At 71.6% G+C, this 17115-nt stretch carries 14 protein-coding genes; all 14 read right to left on the reverse strand.

What is annotated here, in order from left to right:
- Positions 1 to 70: 70 nt before the first annotated feature.
- Entirely contained in the window at positions 71 to 952 is an 882-nt protein-coding gene (locus DFP74_RS27675) for a DivIVA domain-containing protein (RefSeq protein WP_121186173.1), read from the reverse strand.
- 132 nt (positions 953 to 1084) lie between these two features.
- Positions 1085 to 1372, reverse strand: coding sequence for a YggT family protein (locus DFP74_RS27680; RefSeq protein WP_121186175.1), 288 nt, complete (start codon positions 1370 to 1372; stop codon positions 1085 to 1087).
- A 39-nt stretch (positions 1373 to 1411) separates the two neighbouring features.
- Positions 1412 to 1942 carry a cell division protein SepF gene (locus DFP74_RS27685; protein ID WP_121186177.1) on the reverse strand — a complete coding sequence of 177 codons (531 nt, stop codon included), beginning with the start codon at positions 1940 to 1942 and terminating at the stop codon, positions 1412 to 1414.
- A gap of 135 nt (positions 1943 to 2077) precedes the next feature.
- On the reverse strand, positions 2078 to 2806 hold the full coding sequence (locus DFP74_RS27690) for a YggS family pyridoxal phosphate-dependent enzyme (RefSeq protein WP_121186179.1): 729 nt from the start codon (positions 2804 to 2806) through the stop codon (positions 2078 to 2080).
- A 191-nt stretch (positions 2807 to 2997) separates the two neighbouring features.
- A complete protein-coding gene (gene pgeF / locus DFP74_RS27695; protein ID WP_121188571.1) occupies positions 2998 to 3717 on the reverse strand; it encodes a peptidoglycan editing factor PgeF in 720 nt (239 codons plus the stop codon).
- A 223-nt stretch (positions 3718 to 3940) separates the two neighbouring features.
- Complete coding sequence (gene ftsZ, locus DFP74_RS27700) at positions 3941 to 5461, reverse strand: cell division protein FtsZ (RefSeq protein WP_121186181.1); 1521 nt, start codon at positions 5459 to 5461, stop codon at positions 3941 to 3943.
- A 498-nt stretch (positions 5462 to 5959) separates the two neighbouring features.
- Complete coding sequence (locus tag DFP74_RS27705; RefSeq protein ID WP_121186183.1) at positions 5960 to 6703, reverse strand: cell division protein FtsQ/DivIB; 744 nt, start codon at positions 6701 to 6703, stop codon at positions 5960 to 5962.
- Positions 6704 to 6922: 219 nt separating this feature from the next.
- Complete coding sequence (gene murC / locus DFP74_RS27710; protein ID WP_121186185.1) at positions 6923 to 8356, reverse strand: UDP-N-acetylmuramate--L-alanine ligase; 1434 nt, start codon at positions 8354 to 8356, stop codon at positions 6923 to 6925.
- Complete coding sequence (gene murG / locus DFP74_RS27715) at positions 8353 to 9516, reverse strand: undecaprenyldiphospho-muramoylpentapeptide beta-N-acetylglucosaminyltransferase (RefSeq protein WP_121186187.1); 1164 nt, start codon at positions 9514 to 9516, stop codon at positions 8353 to 8355. Before murG ends, murC begins: the two co-directional genes overlap by 4 nt.
- Positions 9513 to 10934: a putative lipid II flippase FtsW gene (gene ftsW / locus DFP74_RS27720; RefSeq protein ID WP_121186189.1), complete on the reverse strand. Its 1422-nt coding sequence runs from the start codon at positions 10932 to 10934 to the stop codon at positions 9513 to 9515. The genes murG and ftsW overlap by 4 nt, the downstream gene beginning before the upstream one ends.
- A gap of 165 nt (positions 10935 to 11099) precedes the next feature.
- Positions 11100 to 12542, reverse strand: a complete 1443-nt coding sequence (gene murD, locus DFP74_RS27725; protein WP_121186191.1) for a UDP-N-acetylmuramoyl-L-alanine--D-glutamate ligase — start codon at positions 12540 to 12542, stop codon at positions 11100 to 11102.
- Positions 12543 to 12546: 4 nt separating this feature from the next.
- Positions 12547 to 13620, reverse strand: a complete 1074-nt coding sequence (mraY, locus tag DFP74_RS27730; protein WP_121186193.1) for a phospho-N-acetylmuramoyl-pentapeptide-transferase — start codon at positions 13618 to 13620, stop codon at positions 12547 to 12549.
- On the reverse strand, positions 13617 to 15062 hold the full coding sequence (gene murF, locus DFP74_RS27735; protein ID WP_121186195.1) for a UDP-N-acetylmuramoyl-tripeptide--D-alanyl-D-alanine ligase: 1446 nt from the start codon (positions 15060 to 15062) through the stop codon (positions 13617 to 13619). Before murF ends, mraY begins: the two co-directional genes overlap by 4 nt.
- Before the next feature lie 379 nt (positions 15063 to 15441).
- Positions 15442 to 17109, reverse strand: coding sequence for a UDP-N-acetylmuramoyl-L-alanyl-D-glutamate--2,6-diaminopimelate ligase (locus DFP74_RS27740; RefSeq protein ID WP_121186197.1), 1668 nt, complete (start codon positions 17107 to 17109; stop codon positions 15442 to 15444).
- Between the last annotated feature and the right edge of the window lie 6 nt (positions 17110 to 17115).

Raw genomic sequence — 17115 nt, forward strand, 5'->3', positions numbered from 1 at the left:
GGGTCGACCAGGGCCTTTACACATGTGGAGCCGGAGTCTTCAGTTGTTCGGAAACGCATGCCGCCGATGATCAGCGACGCTCGTGGGGAGCCTCACCCGGGTGGAATCCACCGTGCTGCGCGGGCTCGGGCTGGCCGAACGGGTTACCGCCGGGGCCGTGCTGCTGCAGCGCGGGCGTGCCACCGGTCGGGGGAGCCATCGTCTGGAAGCCGCCCGTGGTGTTCGGGTTGGCCTCAGCGGGCTTGCCCTCCTCGTTGAGCTCACGCAGCTGGCGCTCGAAGTAGTCCTTCAGGCGGCTGCGGTACTCACGCTCGAAGTCCTTGAGCACGTTGACCTTGTGCTCCAGCTCCTCGCGCTGCTGCACGAGGCTGCCCATGACCTGGCGGTGGCGCTCCTGGGCGTCGCGGTCCAGGTTCTCCGAACGCGCGCGGGCCTCACCGATGATCTGGTCGGCCTGGCGGCGAGCCTTGCCGAGGATGTCCTCGGACTCGTGCCGGGCGCGGCCCAGGGTCTCGTCGGCCTCGCGGCGGGCGTCGGAGATCGCCTGGTCGGCGGTCTGCTGGGCGAGAGCCAGGACACGTGCGGCCGTGTCCATGTTCTCCTCGCCGCCCATCGACATGTTGGCGCCGGTCATCTGCATCTGCTGCTGCGGCGCCGGCTGGGGCTCGACGGCCTGGGGAGCCTGGACCGGCTCGGGGCGCATCTGCTCCATCTGCGGCTCCGGAGCGGCCTGCTCCTGGGGCTGCTGGAAGTCCTGCATGCCGGCGTTGGGGACCTTGCCCCGCAGGCACTCGGCCAGCTTGCCGCGCAGTTCCTCGTTCTCCTGGATCAGGCGGTCGAGCTCTGACTCGACCTCGTCGAGGAAGGCGTCGACCTCTTCCTCGTCATACCCCGGTCGAAGCCGGGTTGTACTGAACTGCTTGTTCCGCACATCGGCGGGTGTCAGCGGCATGTTCGTCTCCTTGGCGCGCTTGGAGTCTGTCCGTAGGGACGCTACCTGATCGTGACCTTACGGCAATCCAGATCATGACCAAGACCACATATCGGAACCCGAGGCACAACAGTCGCCTCTGGTCCCACCTGACTAGATGAAGGCCCGAATGAGGAACATCAGAATGTAGATGCCGAAGAAGAGGACCAGCACACTCAGGTCGAGTGCGATGCTCCCCAGGCGTACAGGCCTGATGAACCGGCGCAGGAACTTCAGGGGTGGGTCGGTGATCGAGTACACGATCTCGGCGAGCACGAGAACGAACCCCCGAGGACGCCAGTCCCTGGAGAAGGACTGCACCATCTCCAGAACCACCCTCGCGATCAGCACGAACAGGAAGAGCTGTAGCGCGAAGAGCAGCGCGGACAGGACGTAAATCACGGTCGTTCCTCGACCCAATCTCTGGACGGATGTGACGGTCTAGCTCTGGTTGAAGAACCCTCGCTCGGCGATCCGCGCCTTGTCTTCGGCGGTCACCTCGACGTTGGCCGGGGACAGCAGGAACACCTTGTTGGTCACGCGTTCGATACTGCCATGCAGACCGAAGATCAGACCAGCCGCGAAGTCGACGAGACGCTTGGCGTCGCTGTCGACCATCTCGGTCAGGTTCATGATCACCGGCGTGCCTTCCCGGAAATGCTCTCCGATAGTACGCGCCTCGTTGTAGGTGCGTGGGTGGAGCGTAGTGATTCGCGCCAGGTCGGCGGTCGAGGCCGTCATGGTGGTGCCACCGCGTCGGTCACCTGAACCCAGGTAGTCGCCGGCGTCCGTCACGTCCTCGCCCCGTACTTCCTCGCCACGAGGAGGCTCGGCGTCGCGGTCACGCTGCTGCACCTCCACGCCCTCGTCGAAATCATCGAACTCATCATATTCGTCCGCATAACGGTGATCGTAACGGTCGTCCTCCACGAGGCCGAGGTAGACCGCCATCTTGCGCATCGCGCCGGCCATCTCATGTCCTCCGTCGTCCCCGCGGCCCTCACACCGCAGCCGACTGTTCAACATCACCCGTCCGGCCCGTGTGAGCGGGATGGACGCCCTTTCGGGCGAACTCCACAGACGGGCTCCAAGGTCTATGTGGGGACATTACCCCACGATCGGCCCGCGGTCGCCGAGCAACGCCGTGCCGAGCCGCACGTGTGTCGCTCCCCGCTCGACCGCCGATTCGAGGTCCGCGCTCATCCCCGCGGACACCATAGTGGCCCGAGCGTAGCGATCGCGGATCCGCTCCGCGACTCCTTTGAGCCGGGCGAAGGCCTGCGAGGCGTCCCCGCCCAGCGGGGCCACGGCCATCACGCCGCCGAGTGTCAGCGCGTCGTGTTCCTCCACGCGGGCGGCCAGCTCCAGCGCGTCGTCGGGGTCGACTCCGCCGCGCGGGCCGATCACGCCCGCCCGCGAGTCCTCGTCCAGATTGACCTGGATCAGGCAGGTCAGCCGCCTGCCGGCCGCCTCGGCCCGATCGCCCAGGGCGCGGGCCAGCTTGGCGCGGTCCACCGAGTGGACGACATCGGCGTAGGAGGCCACCGAGCGGGCCTTGTTGGTCTGGAGCTGGCCCACGAAATGCCAGGTCAGGTCGAGGTCGGCGGTCTCGGCGGCCTTGGGCGCCGCCTCCTGGTCGCGGTTCTCCCCCACGTCGGTGACGCCGAGGGAGGCCAGGATCCGCACGTCGTCGGCGGGATGGGTCTTGGTGACCGCGATCAGTGACACCTCGGAGGGGTCCCGGTCGGCCTTGAGGCAGGCGGCCTCGATCCTGGCCCGTGCCGCCTGGAGGTTCGCCCTGACCTGTTCGACGCGTGCGGGGTCGGCGTGTGACACGGTGTCCCTTCTCATGCCCCGGGGCGGAGCACTCCCTGGTGTAGGAGGTTGCTGATGTGAAATGTGTGAGTCATGAAGCTCACGGGACCGTTCTACCCGAGATCGGCGCCGTGCCGTCCCCGACCGTCCTGGCAAGACCGCGGGGGTGGCCGGGTGTGGCCCCGGCGTGGCCGGATATGGCCGGACGATCGTCAGGTACGCCAGACGAAGGATGCGAACCGGCCCGTCGGCGCGTCCCGGCGGTGGGAGAAGAGTTCGGGGGTCTCCAGGGTGCAGCGGCCGTCGCTGGAGATGTCGGCGACGCCCGCGCGGCGCAGCTGGGCGGTGACCGCGGCGAGCATGTCGACGCCGGTGGTGCCCTGGCGCGTGGAGCACGCCGCCTCGGGCGTGTCCCGCGCGGTCTCGGCCTGCATCTCGGGCGGGACCTCGTAGCACTTGCCGCAGATGGTCGGCCCCAGGTGGACGCGGATGCGGTCCGCGCGGGCGCCCTGCCCGACCATGGCCTCGACCAGGCGGGCGGCCACGCCCCCCGCGGTGCCCAGACGCCCCGAGTGGGCCGCGCCCAGGACCCCGGCCGCGCCGTCGGCGGCCATGACGGGCAGGCAGTCGGCGGCCAGTGACGCCAGGACCAGGTCCGGACGCGTGGTCACCACGCCGTCGCAGGTCCCCACCCCGCCGGGCTCGGTCGCCACGAGGACGTCGGTGCTGTGCACCTGGTTCATCCACACCACCCGCTCGGCCTCGAAGCCCAGTTCGGCGGCGATGCGCCTGCGGTTCTCCAGGACGGGCTCCCGCTCGTCCCCCGAGCCCAGGCCGAGGTTGAGCGACGCGAACGGCGGAGCGGACACTCCGCCGCTCCGCTCGGTGACGGCGGCACGGACTCCGTGCCCCAGATCGATGACGCTGCCCATGCGTGTGACCAAGCCCCCCTCGTTTCCCACCATCGTCCTCGATCCGCCAGGCAGGGAGCACGGCCGCCTCAAAGGGGAGCCGACGGTTCCGGGTGCTGTGCGTCGGGGCCGTTGACAGGTCGATGCTACCGGTGGCCGTCAGGGGCGGCCGACCCGCTCGGAGCATGCGAACGGGGCTCCGCCCGGCGGGCGGAACCCCGTTTCTCGCTCCGTTCGGGAGCGCCTACTTCAGGAACTCGGGCACGTCCAGGTCGTCGGGGTCGTCGAAGATCACCCGGCGCCGAGGCGTGGTCACCTCGCCGCGACGGTCGGCCGACGCGTCGGAGACGGCGTGGATGTGGCTGGACTGGCCGTCCTGCCGCTCCTCGTACTGCTCCTGCGGCTCGGTCTCGCGCACCTCCGGCTGCGCGGGCTCCGGAGCGGGGCCCCCGTAGGTGTAGGACTCCACCGGCTGGGCCTCGGCGGTGCCGTGGTCCGGTGCCGCCGGCTCGGCCGGGGCCGGCTCCGGCTCGGCCTGCGCGGGCGGCGCCTGGTAGGCCGGTGCGGGCTCCGCCGGACGGCTCACCGGCGCAGCGGGCCGCGCGGGCTCCTGCGCCGGTGCGGGCGCAGGGGCGGGCTCGGCCGGACGCGACGGCGCGATCCACGGCACGCTGGTGGCCGACGCCCCGCTCGCGCCCGCGGCGGCGGACGCCGCCCGGGCGGACGATCCCTCCCGGCCGGACGCGACGCCCCCGCTGGGGGCGGCGGCCTCAGGAGGGTCCACCGGCCGGTGCTCCCGGGCCACCCCTCCGTTGACCTCGGGTTCGTCGAAGCCTGCGGCGATCACGGTCACGCGGACCTCGTCGCCCAGGGCGTCGTCGATGACGGCGCCGAAGATGATGTTGGCCTCGGGCGCGGCCGAGTTCGCCACCAGTTGGGCGGCCTCGTTGATCTCGAACAATCCCAGGTCGGAACCGCCCTGAATGGACAGCAGCACCCCGTGGGCTCCGTCGATGCTCGCTTCCAGCAGAGGTGACGAGATCGCCATCTCCGCCGCCGCGACCGCACGGTCGTCCCCGCGTGCGGAGCCGATGCCCATGAGTGCCGACCCCGCGCCGGACATGACCGACTTGACGTCGGCGAAGTCCAGGTTGATCAGGCCCGGTGTGGTGATCAGGTCGGTTATGCCCTGCACACCGGAGAGCAGGACCTGGTCGGCGGCCTTGAACGCGTCCAGAACGCTGACCTGTCGGTCAGAGATGGACAGCAGCCGGTCGTTGGGAATCACGATGAGTGTGTCGACCTCCTCGCGGAGCATCGCTATCCCCGACTCGGCCTGTGTGGCCCTGCGCTTGCCCTCGAAGCCGAAGGGCCGCGTGACCACACCGATCGTGAGGGCGCCCAGGGACCGCGCGATGTTCGCGACGACCGGGGCGCCGCCGGTGCCGGTGCCGCCCCCCTCGCCCGCGGTGACGAAGACCATGTCGGCCCCCTTCAGGACCTCCTCGATCTCCTCCCTGTGGTCCTCGGCCGCCTGGCAGCCGACGTCGGGGTTGGCTCCGGCTCCCAGGCCGCGCGTGAGTTCTCGGCCGACGTCGAGCTTGACGTCGGCGTCACTCATCAGCAGCGCCTGGGCGTCGGTATTGATGGCGATGAACTCGACGCCCTTGAGCCCCTCTTCGATCATTCGGTTGACGGCGTTGACACCGCCGCCGCCGATGCCGACGACTTTGATGACCGCGAGGTAGTTCTGCGGTGCTGCCACGACGAGGGGCCTTTCCGCTCGCATACGCCGTTCCGTCATCGCCCCGGTGGCGGTGGGCCACCGGCGACGCCTCTGGTTCGGCATCCGGTTCTACAGTGTGCGTTTCGGGTGAACCCTCCGCCGCGTGCGCCGGTGGCGCCTCGGCTCGGGCCCCCGGGGCCACCAGGTCCGTTCCCGCGCCGGTTCTGCCTACCGGCGGGGCCCGTCCTCTCGACGGACACCACGGTCTCGCGTACCCCTAAAGCGTGTTTTGTTGCTTTGTTGACGTTGGTTGTGCTTCCCGACAGTAAGCGGACCGCCGACTACGGGCAACCGATGACGAGGTCAGCCTAACGTCGTATAACGCAAGGAAGCGAAGTGCGCACCCGGCGCGTCGCGTCTGGAATGTCCTCGTCGGGTGCCCGGTGACCCCGCAGGGCGGTCGACCGGTGACCGTGAGGGAGCCCAGCAGCCCGCGCGGACCGGACACGAGGTCTTGGCTTGTCCCGGAATCGCCCTTCACCGGACGATGGCCAGATCGGGGGTGCCGACGTCGTAGACGCGTTCCTCGGCGGGCGGGTGCTCGCGCATGAGGACACGGAGGATCTCGCTCTTGTCCTCGGTGCGCTCGGGGTCGCCCCACTCCACGAGCGCCCCGTTGCCGAGTTCGACGGTGATCGCGCCGGTGTCGGTGGCGTCGATGAGCTGGATCTGGGCCAGCAGCGAGTCCGGCGCCTGCTCGACGATGTCGGCGGCGGCCCGGACCGCGTCGTTGCCCTCGATCTCACCCGTGACCCGGACCAGCGGGTGGGTCCCGGGCCGTGTCGAGGAGTCCTCGATGCGCACGCCGTCCCCGTCCACCAGCCGGTATTCGTCGCCCACGCGCAGGGCGAGCAGCGGACGGCGCTCCACGACCTCCACCCGCAGGGTCGCCGGCCAGCCGCGCCTGACCGTCGCGGACTCGACCAGGTCGAGGGACTCCGCCCGGGCCGCGCTGCGGTCCAGGTCCACGCGGATCAGGGGCGTGCCCGTCGGCACGCCGACGGCGGCCACGACCTCCTCGGAGGAGACCCGGTCCAGGCCGGTGACCTCGATCCCGCGGACGACGAGCAGCCGGGAGCCGAGCAGCACCCAGCCGACCACGCAGACCAGGGAGACCACGAGCAGCGCCACGAAGGCGACCTTCCACGGGTCGGACTTGGTCCGCGCGGCCGGTGTCGGCGCGGACGCGGGCGCGGTGGCCTCGTCCTGGTCGGTGCTCATCCGATCCCCCTGTTTCTGGCGCCCTCGTGAGCCCACGCCCTCGCCCGCCACCACCCTGACGCCTGCGGCGCGGCCTCTTCCCACCGCGCACACGCAAGGCGCGCTCGTGCGGGCCCACGTGTGCACCCGCGACCTCCTGGGGCCGGTGGGTCTTCCGCGACCCCAGGAGTACCGGTGGCGCCCCGATCCTTCAAGCTTCCGGGCACCGTGTTCCCGGTGCTATCCGAGGGCCTCGACGATCTGCGGGCCCAGCTCGGTGACGTCGCCGGCTCCCATGGTGAGCACGATGTCTCCGGGACGGGTGAGGTCGGCGACCGCGCGCACGACCTCCTCGCGGCCCGGCACGTAGTACACGTGGTCGTGGGTGACGCGCGAGGTGATGAGTTCGCCGGTGACTCCGGGCTCGGGGTCCTCGCGGGCCGCGTAGACCTCCATCACCACGACCTCGTCGGCGAGGCTGAGCGCCGCGGCGAACTCCTCGGCGAAGAAGCGGGTGCGGCTGTACAGGTGCGGCTGGAAGAGGGCCACGACACGGCCTTCGGGACGGCCCTGCGCGGCCGCCTCGTCGGCCAGGGAGGCCAGCGCGGCGCGGGTGGCGCGCAGGTCGGCCTCGATCTCCGTGGGGTGGTGGGCGTAGCTGTCGTAGACGGCCACACCCCCGGCCTCGCCCTTGGGCTCGAAGCGGCGCGCCGCCCCGACGAAGTCGGCGATGCCCTCCACCGCGACCTGGAGGTCGTGGCCGAGCTCGTCGGCCACGGCCACGGCCGCGGCGGCGTTGAGCACGTTGTGCAGCCCGGGGACGGCGACCACGCCCTCGATCGGGTCCTCGCCGCCGGCGGTCTCCAGGGTGAACTCGGTGGCGAAGCCCCGCGCGCTGATCCGGGTGATCCGGTAGTCGGCCTCGGCGGCCTCCCCGTAGGTCCGCACCCGCTTGCCGCGCTCGCGGGCGAGGTCGGCGACCCGGCGGGCGCCGGGGTCGTCGATCCCGACGATCAGCGTGCGCTCGACGCGGTCCACGAAGGAGGCGAAGTTGGCGTGGATCTCATCGATGCCGCTGTAGTTGTCGAGGTGGTCGGCCTCGACGTTGGTGACCACGGCGATCCTCGGGGAGAGCATGAGGAAGGAACCGTCGCTCTCGTCGGCCTCGGCCACGATGGCCTCGCCCGTCCCGGCGTCGGCGCCCAGGCCGGTGGTGACCAGCTTGCCGCCGATCACGTAGCCGGGGTCGGCGCCCAGGTGCTGGAGCACCACGGCGACCATCGAGGTGGTGGTGGTCTTGCCGTGGGTGCCCGAGATCGCGATGCCCTCGCGGCCCAGCAGCAGGGCCCCCAGGGCGGCGGCCCTGGGCAGCACCCGCAGGCCGCGGCGGTGGGCCTCGACCAGTTCGGGGTTGTCCTCACGGATCGCGGACGAGACCACGAGGGTCTCGGCCGGGCCGAGGTGCTCGGCGCGGTGGCCCACGTGGACGGTCGCGCCCATCGCCTCCAGCTCGCGCAGGACGTCGCTGTCGCGGGCGTCGCTGCCCGAGACCTCCACCCCGGACTGCAGCAGGACCCGGGCGATGCCGGACATGCCCGCACCGCCGATCCCGATGAAGTGGGTGCGGCCGAGCTTGTCGACGGGGACCGGGTCGGTCGCCTGGACCAGGCTCATCGTGCGTCCTTCCCGTCGTCGTAGAACGCCTCGTCCTCGGCGTCCTCGTCCTGGATCGGAATCTCCGGCGTGGGGTTGTCGCCCCTGGCGATGGCCAGCACCTCGCGCGCCAGTGCCTCGTCGGCGTCTCTGCGGCCCATCCGTGCGGCCGCCTCGGACATGGTCACGACGCGGTCGGTGTCGGTGAGCAGCGGGATGAGTTCGCCCGCGATCCACTCCACGGAGATGTTGGAGTTGTTCACCATGAGCCCGCCGCCGGCGGCGACGATCGGTTCCGCGTTCTTGGCCTGCTCGCCGTTGCCGATTGCCAGCGGCACGAACGCGCCGGGCAGGCCGACGGCGGTCAGCTCGGCGCAGGTCATCGCCCCGGAGCGGCACATCGCCACGTCCGCGGCCGCGTAGGCCATGTCCATGCGGTCGACGTAGGGGACCGCGACGTAGGGGATGCCGTCCTCGGTCAGGTCCTGGGGCTCGTCGGCGTTCTTGGGACCGACGACGTGCAGGACCTGCACGCCCTGGTTCCGGAAGTAGGGCCGGGCGGCGAAGGCGGTCTCGTTGAGCCGCTGCGCCCCCTGGGAGCCGCCGAAGATCAGCAGCGTGGGCAGGTCGTGGCGCAGGCCGAAGAACGCACGGGCCTTGTCGCCCATGGCGAGGCGGTCCAGCGTGGAGATCTGCCGGCGCAAGGGGATGCCGATGAACCGGCCGCCCCGGATCTGCGCGTGGGGGTGACCGGTGTACACGTGCGGGGTGAGGCGGGCGCCGAGCCGGTTGGCCAGACCGGGCAGCGGGTTGGCCTCGTGCACGACCGTGGGGATGCGGCGCCGGCGCGCGGCCAGGTAACCGGGGGTGGCGACGTAGCCGCCGAAGCCGACGAGGATGTCGGCCTGGAGCCGGTCGAGCTGGTCGCCCGCGGCGCTGAGCGCTCCCGCGAGCTTGCCCGGCACGGTGAGCAGTTTGGGGGTGAGTCTGCGCGGAAGGGGGACCGCGGGGATCAGGCCCAGTTCGTAACCGCGCATGGGCACCAGCCTGGTCTCCAGGCCCCGTTCGGTACCCAGGCACAGGATCTCCGTGCTCGGTTCGAGCCGCCGCAACGCGTCCGCAAGGGAGAGTGCGGGCTCGATATGCCCGGCCGTGCCGCCTCCGGCGAGGGCTACCCTCATCGTCGCTTATTCCTCCTTGGTCGGTCACCTGCCGGGACCGGTCCGTTCCTGTGCTTGGCCGTGGTCGTCCCACCGCGGGGGCCCGGCGTCCGCGGGCCGCGCGCCGTGGTGGGGCGCCTGGAGGTGGTGTTCGCGGCCCGTTCCCTGAGGGGGGACGCGAACCTGTCCAGGCCCAGCCAGCTTAGAGCCCTTTGTGCCCAGCCGGGACCCCGGGCCGCCAGGGCTTTCTGCGCCTGGGGCTCCGTCCGGGCCAGGGAGAGCAGCACGCCGAGCCCGATCATGGTGGGGATGAGCGAGGATCCGCCGTAGGACACCAGGGGCAGCGGGATGCCGGTCACGGGCAGCAGGCCGACGACGGCCGCGATGTTGATCATGGCCTGACCGATGATCCAGGTCACGATGGCGGCGGCGGCCATACGCGGGAACGGTTCGCTGACGCGGGTCGCCACGCGCAGCCCGGCGTAGCCCAGGACGCCGAACAGGCCCAGCACGAGCAGGGTGCCGATGAGGCCGAACTCCTCACCGATGATGGCGAAGATGAAGTCGGTCTCGGCGAAGGGCAGAAAGCCCCACTTCTCCCGGCTGCCTCCGATGCCCACGCCCAGGATGCCGCCCGTGCCCAGGGCGTAGAGCCCGTGCAGGGACTGGAAGTTCGCTCCGGTCGGGTCGGCGCTCGGGTCGAGGAAGTGGGTCACGCGCCGGAGCCGGTAGGGCTCGATCGCGATGACGATGACGGCCAGGGTCAGGACGAGCCCGATCATGGCGACGAAGAGCCGGCCGGGCGCGCCCACGACCCACAGCAGGCCGAGGAAGGTGAGCAGCAGGACCAGGGTGGTGGACAGGTCGGAGCCGATCAGCACGAGCAGCGCCAGCAGGCCGCAGCCGGGCAGCAGCGGGAAGAGCAGGTGGCGCCACTCGGTGAGTTCGCGCAGCTCGTCCTTGCGCGCCAGGATGTTGGCGCCCCACAGGGCGAAGGCCAGCTTGGCCGGCTCGGAGGGCTGCATCACCACTCCCCCGATGTCGAGCCAGCGCACGGCGCCGTTGATCTCGGTCCCCTGGAACGCGGTGATGAGCAGCAGGGCGACGGAGATGATCATCGCGGGGTAGCCGACCAGGCGGAAGGCCCACGGGGGCAGCTGCGAGGCGACCAGCATGAGCGGCAGGCCGATCGCGGCCGAGACCGCCTGCTTCTGGAACATGGAGAAGGCGGAGCCCGTCTCGGTGATCGAGTTGACCATGGTCGAGGACAGCACCATGACCAGTCCCAGGGCGATGAGCATCACTCCGCTGCCCAGGACGAGGTAGTAGGAGGTGAGGGGGCGGTCCAGCGACCGTACCCACTCGCGCCACACGGGCCTGTCGCGGCCACCGGTCACCGCACGCCCCTGGGTCACCCGGGGGACCGTCGTCGTCGCCATCCACACCCTCCGCACGATTCGCGCCTCAATACTGGCGTACCGGCGGGTCGGGAACCGTGGACATTTCCCGCGTGTTGGCCATGTTCGGCGCGCCGGGGCGTGGTGGTGGACACACGACTCACCGCCCGCGCGCGATTCGATCACGCACGGGCGGCGGTTGACTACTCAGCGCAGGCGGCGGACGGCGTCGGCGAAGAAACGGCCCCGCTCGGGGTAGTTGGTGAACATGTCCATGGAGGCGGCGGCCGGTGCCAGCAGCACCGTGTCCCCCTCCTCCGCCAGGGCGGCGGCCTCGGCGACCACCGTGTCCATGACCGTGGGGTGCCCGGGCTCGGCCACGGCGGGCCCCTCCACCTCGACCACGGGGACGTCGGGCGCGTGCCGCTCCAGCGCCTCCCGGATGCGGTCGCGGTCGCGGCCGATGAGGACGGCGCCGCGCAGCCGGTTCGCGGACGCGGCGACGAGTTCGTCGACCTCGGCGCCCTTGAGCAGGCCGCCGGCCACCCACACCACGGAGGCGTAGGAGTTCAGGGAGGCGGCCGCCGCGTGCGGGTTGGTCGCCTTGGAGTCGTCCACATAGTCGACCCCGCCGACCGTGGCCACGTGGGCGATGCGGTGCGGTTCGGGCTCGAACGCGGCCAGGCCGGCCCGCACCGCGGCGGGCGCGACGCCCACCGACCGGGCCAGGGCGGCGGCGGCGAGCGCGTTGGCCACGTTGTGCGGCGCCGGCGGACGGACGTCGGCGAGCGTGGCGAGTTCCTCGGCGCTGGCGACGGGGTCGGCGACGAAGGCGCGGTCCACCAGCAGGTCCTCGACCACTCCCAGCTCCCCCGCCCGGGGCGTGTCCAGCCGGAAGCCGACGAGCGGCGTGTGCGGGTCGCCGTCCTCCTCGGCCAGGCGGACCGACCAGGCGTCGGCGGTGTTGACGACCCGCATGGTGCCGCGCGCGAAGACGCGGCCCTTGGCCCGGGCGTAGGGGTCCAGTCCCCCGTGCCAGTCCAGGTGGTCGGCCGCCACGTTGAGGACGACGGCGGCGTGCGGCCGCAGGCTGCTGGACCAGTGCAGCTGGAAGCTGGAGAGCTCCACGGCGAGGACGTCGTGGTAGCGGCCGTCGGCGTCGGGCAGGACCGCGTCGATGATGGGCGTGCCGACGTTGCCGACCGCGATCGCGTCGCGGCCGTCGGCCCGCAGCACGGCCTCCAGCATCCGCACGGTGGTGGTCTTGCCGTTGGTGCCGGTGATGGCCAGCCACACCTGGTCGGCGGGCTTGAGCCGCCAGGCGAGTTCGACGTCGCCGATGACCTCGATCCCGGCCTCGGCCGCCCGGAGCAGCAGCGGCGAGTCGGGCCGCCAGCCGGGCGAGGTGACGACGAGGTCGCAGTCCCGGGGCAGCGGGGTGTCGCCGAGGACGACCTCGGCCCCCTCCGCGGTGAGGTCGGCGGCGACCGACCGGGTGGCCTCGTCGTCGCGGCCGTCCACGACCACGACGTCGGCCTGCCTGGCCAGCAGGGCGCGGGCGACCGGGGGCCCGGACACGCCCAGGCCGGCCACGCACACCCGCAGGTCCTTCAGGCGTGTGGCGAAATCGGCGGAGTTCTCGTGCGGCATGGTCCTACCTCGGCATCCATTCCAGGTAGAACAGGCCGATCGCGGTGGCCACGAACAGGCCCTGGATGATCCAGAAGCGGATCACGATGGTGGTCTCGGCCCAGCCCCTGAGCTCGAAGTGGTGCTGCAGCGGCGCCATCCTGAACACGCGTTTGCCGGTGAGGCGGAACGAGGTGATCTGGATCATCACCGACATGGTGATGATGACGAACAGGCCGCCGATGAGCAGGAGCAGCAGCTGGGTGCGGGTGGTGATGGCCAGGCCCACGATGAGGCCGCCCAGGGCGAGCGAGCCGGTGTCGCCCATGAAGATCTTGGCGGGCGGGGCGTTGAACCACAGGAAGCCGATGCACGCGCCGAGCGCGGCGGCGGCCACCACGGCCAGGTCCAGGGGGTCGCGGACCGTGTAGCAGTTGTTGGCCAGGTAGGACACGCAGGACTGGCGCAGCTGCCAGTTGCCGATGATGACGTAGGCGACCAGCGACAGGATGGTGGCGCCGGTGGCCAGGCCGTCGAGGCCGTCGGTCAGGTTCACCGCGTTGGAGAAGCCGACGATGAGGAACAGGGCCCAGGCGATGAAGACGACGACCATCAGGGGCGGGCCGAAGTCGCGCAGGAAGGACAGGCTCGGCGCGGCGGGGGTGTAGCCGTAGCCGTTGGGGAACATGGTGACGCCGTAGGCGAACCCGACGCCGATGACGGCCTGGCCGACCATCTTCGCGCCGCTGCGCAGGCCCAGGCTGCGGCGCTTGTAGATCTTGATGAAGTCGTCCAGGAAGCCGACACAGCCCATGCCGACGAACAGGAACATCACCAGCAGGCCGGAGGCCGTCGGCCCGGTGGAGGACGGCTGGACGATCCAGAGCACCAGGTGCGAGCCGAAGTAGCCGATCACCGCGCCGAGGATCAGGACGATGCCGCCCATGGTGGGCGTGCCCTGCTTGGTCTTGTGGCCCTCGGGGCCGTCGTCGCGGACCTCCTGGCCGAACTTGAAGCGGTAGAGGAGCTTGATCAGCGGCGGCATCAGCGCCATGGACAGGATCAGCGACAGCGCCGCCGCGATGGAGATGCCGATCACTGGACATCACCCTTGGTGATGTGGTCGATAACCCTTTCGAGCGCTGCCACCCGAGATCCCTTCACAATGACGACGTCTCCTGTGCGTATCCGTTCGCGCAGTGCCGAGGCCGCCGACTCCGCGTCGGCCACCCGGACGGTCTCCCCGTCCCACTGCCCCGCTCGGGCGGCGCGTTCGGCTCCGACGGCGATGCCCTCGGCCTCCGCGCCCACCACGATCAGGTGGGACACGCCCGTGCGGGCGGCCAGTTCGCCGACCTTCTCGTGTTCGGCTCGGCCGTCCCCGCCGAGCTCGGCCATGTGGGCCAGCACGGCGATGGAGCGGCGCTCGCGGGCGAGCGCTCCCAGTGTGGTGAGCGCCGCCCGCATGGACTCGGGGTTGGCGTTGTAGGCGTCGTTGACGAACGTGGCACCGTCGTGTTCGGTGACCTCCATCCGCCACCGGCTGGCCGGTGTGGCGGCACCGAGCGCCTCGGCGACGGCGTCGGCGTCCATGCCGAGCTCGTCTGCCACGGCGGCCGCCGCCAACGCGTTGTGCACCTGGTGGGCGCCCACGAGCGCCAACCGCACCTGGGCCGTGCGACCGCCCAGGTGAAGTGTGAAGGAGGGCGCGCCGTCGTCGCCCAGGACGACGTCGGTGGCGCGCACCTGCGCGTCCTCGGCCAGGCCGTAGGTGACCACGCGCGCACTGGTGCGCGAGGCCATGGCGTTCACCCGGGGGTCGTCGGCGTTGAGGACGGCCACACCGCCGCTGCCCCGGCCCTCGCCGGGGGGCAGGGACTCCACGAGCTCGCCCTTGGCCTTGGCGATGGCGTCGCGGCCGCCGAACTCGCCCATGTGGGCGCTGCCGACGTTGAGGACCACGCCGATCCGGGGCGGGGCGACGCGGCACAGGTGGGCGATGTGCCCGATGCCGCGCGCGGCCACCTCGAGGACGAGCTGGCGGGTGCCGGTGTCGGCCCGCAGCACGGTCAGGGGGTGGCCGATCTCGTTGTTGAACGAGCCCGCCGGGGCCACGGTGGGGCCGAGTCGGCCCACGACCTGGGCGATCAGGTCCTTGGTGGTGGTCTTGCCGGAGGAGCCGGTCACGCCGATGACCTCGGTGGCCTCCGCTCCGCGCCGGGGGTCGCCGAGTTCCAGGGCCACGTGGCGGGCGAGCCGGGCCAGCGCCGCCACGACCGCGTCGTCCCCGCCGTCCACCAGCAGGTGCGGAACGTCGACGGGACGGGAGGCCAGGACGGCCGTCGCCCCGGCCTCGACGGCCCGGTGGGCGAAGTCGTGTCCGTCGACGCGTTCGCCGCTCAGGGCGACGAAGAGCGCCCCCGGAGCGGACTGCCGCGAGTCGATGACGACGGGGCCGTCGACGACGGCGTCGGGGCGCGCTGATCCGCCGATGGCGGCTTGGGTGATCTCAGCGATCCGATCGAGCGTGAGCGCGATCAAATCCACTCCTCATGTCAGGCCGGTCCCACGGCGCCGCTGGGCTGTAGGCCACCCGGCCGGAGTCAGGTCAGGGGATGGCACCGCGGGTGCCGTGCGCGCTGTGCCGTACGGGCATCACCACGGGGCCGGCCGGAGCCGAGCCCGCGGGCGCCACCGTGGGCGGCACGTGTCAGGCTGCGATTGCCGGACCTACCTTAGAACATGTTGGGGTCCCTGGGGTCCTCACGGGGCCGGTGTGGAGCAATATGCGCCAGTTCGTGACCGTCCGTGCGCTGGGAGGTCACGGCCCGCGAGTCCATCGGCGGCCACACGCACCGTGCGCGCGAGGCGTCCCCGCGCCCGCGGTGCGTGTGGCCGCCCGGCTCGGGCGGGTGCCGCGTCAACCCAGGTCGGGCGCGCGGTGGATGTCCTGGAGGGCGACCCCCAGCCGTTCGCGTGCGCTGACGCTCAGGTGCCCCTCGATGGCCTCGCGCAGCACCTCGCGGTCGTCGAAGGGCAGGATCTCGCCCTTGACGTACTGGCCGGTCTCGTGGCCCTTACCGGCCACGACGACCACGTCACCGGGGCCGGCCCGGTCCACGGCCAGCCCGATCGCCTCGGCACGGTCGAGTTCGACCGTGACCCGCGCGCGCTGGTCCTCCGGCACCTTCGCGACGCCTTCGAGCATGGCGGCGGCGATGGCGATGGGGTCCTCGGTGCGCGGGTTGTCGTTGGTGACGATGAGCTGGTCGGACAGGCGTGCGGCCGCCTCGCCCATGAGCGGGCGTTTGGCGCGGTCGCGGTCTCCGCCGCAGCCCACGACCATCGTGACCCGGCCCTCGGTGGTGGCGCGCAGCGCGGTGAGCACGGCCTCGATGGCCCCGGGCTTGTGGGAGTAGTCCACGAGCGCGGTGAAGTCCTGCACGGCGCTGGGCACCGAGCCGACCACGACCTGCTCCATGCGGCCGGGCACCCCGGGAGCGGCGGCCACACCCGCGATGGCGGTCTCCAGGGGCAGGCCCGCCTCGACCAGCCCGACGATGGCGGCCATCGCGTTGGACACGTTGAACGGGCCGGGCAGGGCGACGGAGGCGTCGGCCTCCATCCCACCGGGTCCGACGATGCGGAAGGTGCTGCCGGCGGCGCCCAGGTCGACGTCCACGGCCTGCCAGTCGGCCCCCATCCCGTTCTCCGGACCGGCGTCGGTCTGGCCCTCCACGGCGAACGTGGTGACGGGGACCGCGCCGTCGCCGCGCACCATGTCCACCAGCGCCCGCCCGAAGCGGTCGTCGGTGTTGACCACGGCGATGTCGCAGTACTCCGCGGAGAACAGGCGCGCCTTGGTCTCGAAGTAGTCGCGCAGGTCCGAGTGGAAGTCCAGGTGGTCCTGGGAGAGGTTGGTGAAGATCGCGACGTCGTAGCGCGTCCCGCCGACCCGGCCCAGCGCCAGGGCGTGGCTGGAGACCTCCATGGCCGCGGCGGTGACGCCGCGTTCGCGCATGACGGCGAAGAGGCCGTGCAGGTCGGTGGCCTCGGGCGTGGTGAGGGAGGAGGCGACGCGTTCGTCGCCCACGCGCATCTCGACGGTGCCGATGAGGCCGGTGCTCATGCCGGCCGCGCGCAGACCCGACTCCACCAGGTAGGTGATGGTGGTCTTGCCGCTGGTACCGGTGGTACCGACCAGGAGCAGGTCCTGGGCGGGGTCGTCGAAGACCCAGGACGCGGCCGTGCCGAGCGCGGCGCGTGCGTCGGGGACCACCAGGACGGGCAGGCCGGTGGCGGCGGCACGCTCGGCCCCGGCCTCGTCGGTGAGGACGGCGGCGGCTCCCGCCTCGGCCACCTGCGCGGCGAAGTCCGCACCGTGCGCGCGCGTGCCGGGCAGGGCGGCGTAGAGGTCGCCGGGGCGGACCTTGCGCGAGTCGTGGGTGATGCCGCGGACGTGCACCTCCTCGCCGGGCACCTCGGCGGTCTCACGCACGCCCGGTTCGGGGCGCAGCAGGGTGGCGTCCGGCCCGAGCAGCGTCGCGAGGGCGGACAGCGGACGGAGTTGAGTGTGTTCTGGTCGCATTACCGG

Source organism: Nocardiopsis sp. Huas11 (assembly GCF_003634495.1).
Taxonomy (GTDB): Bacteria; Actinomycetota; Actinomycetes; order Streptosporangiales; family Streptosporangiaceae; genus Nocardiopsis.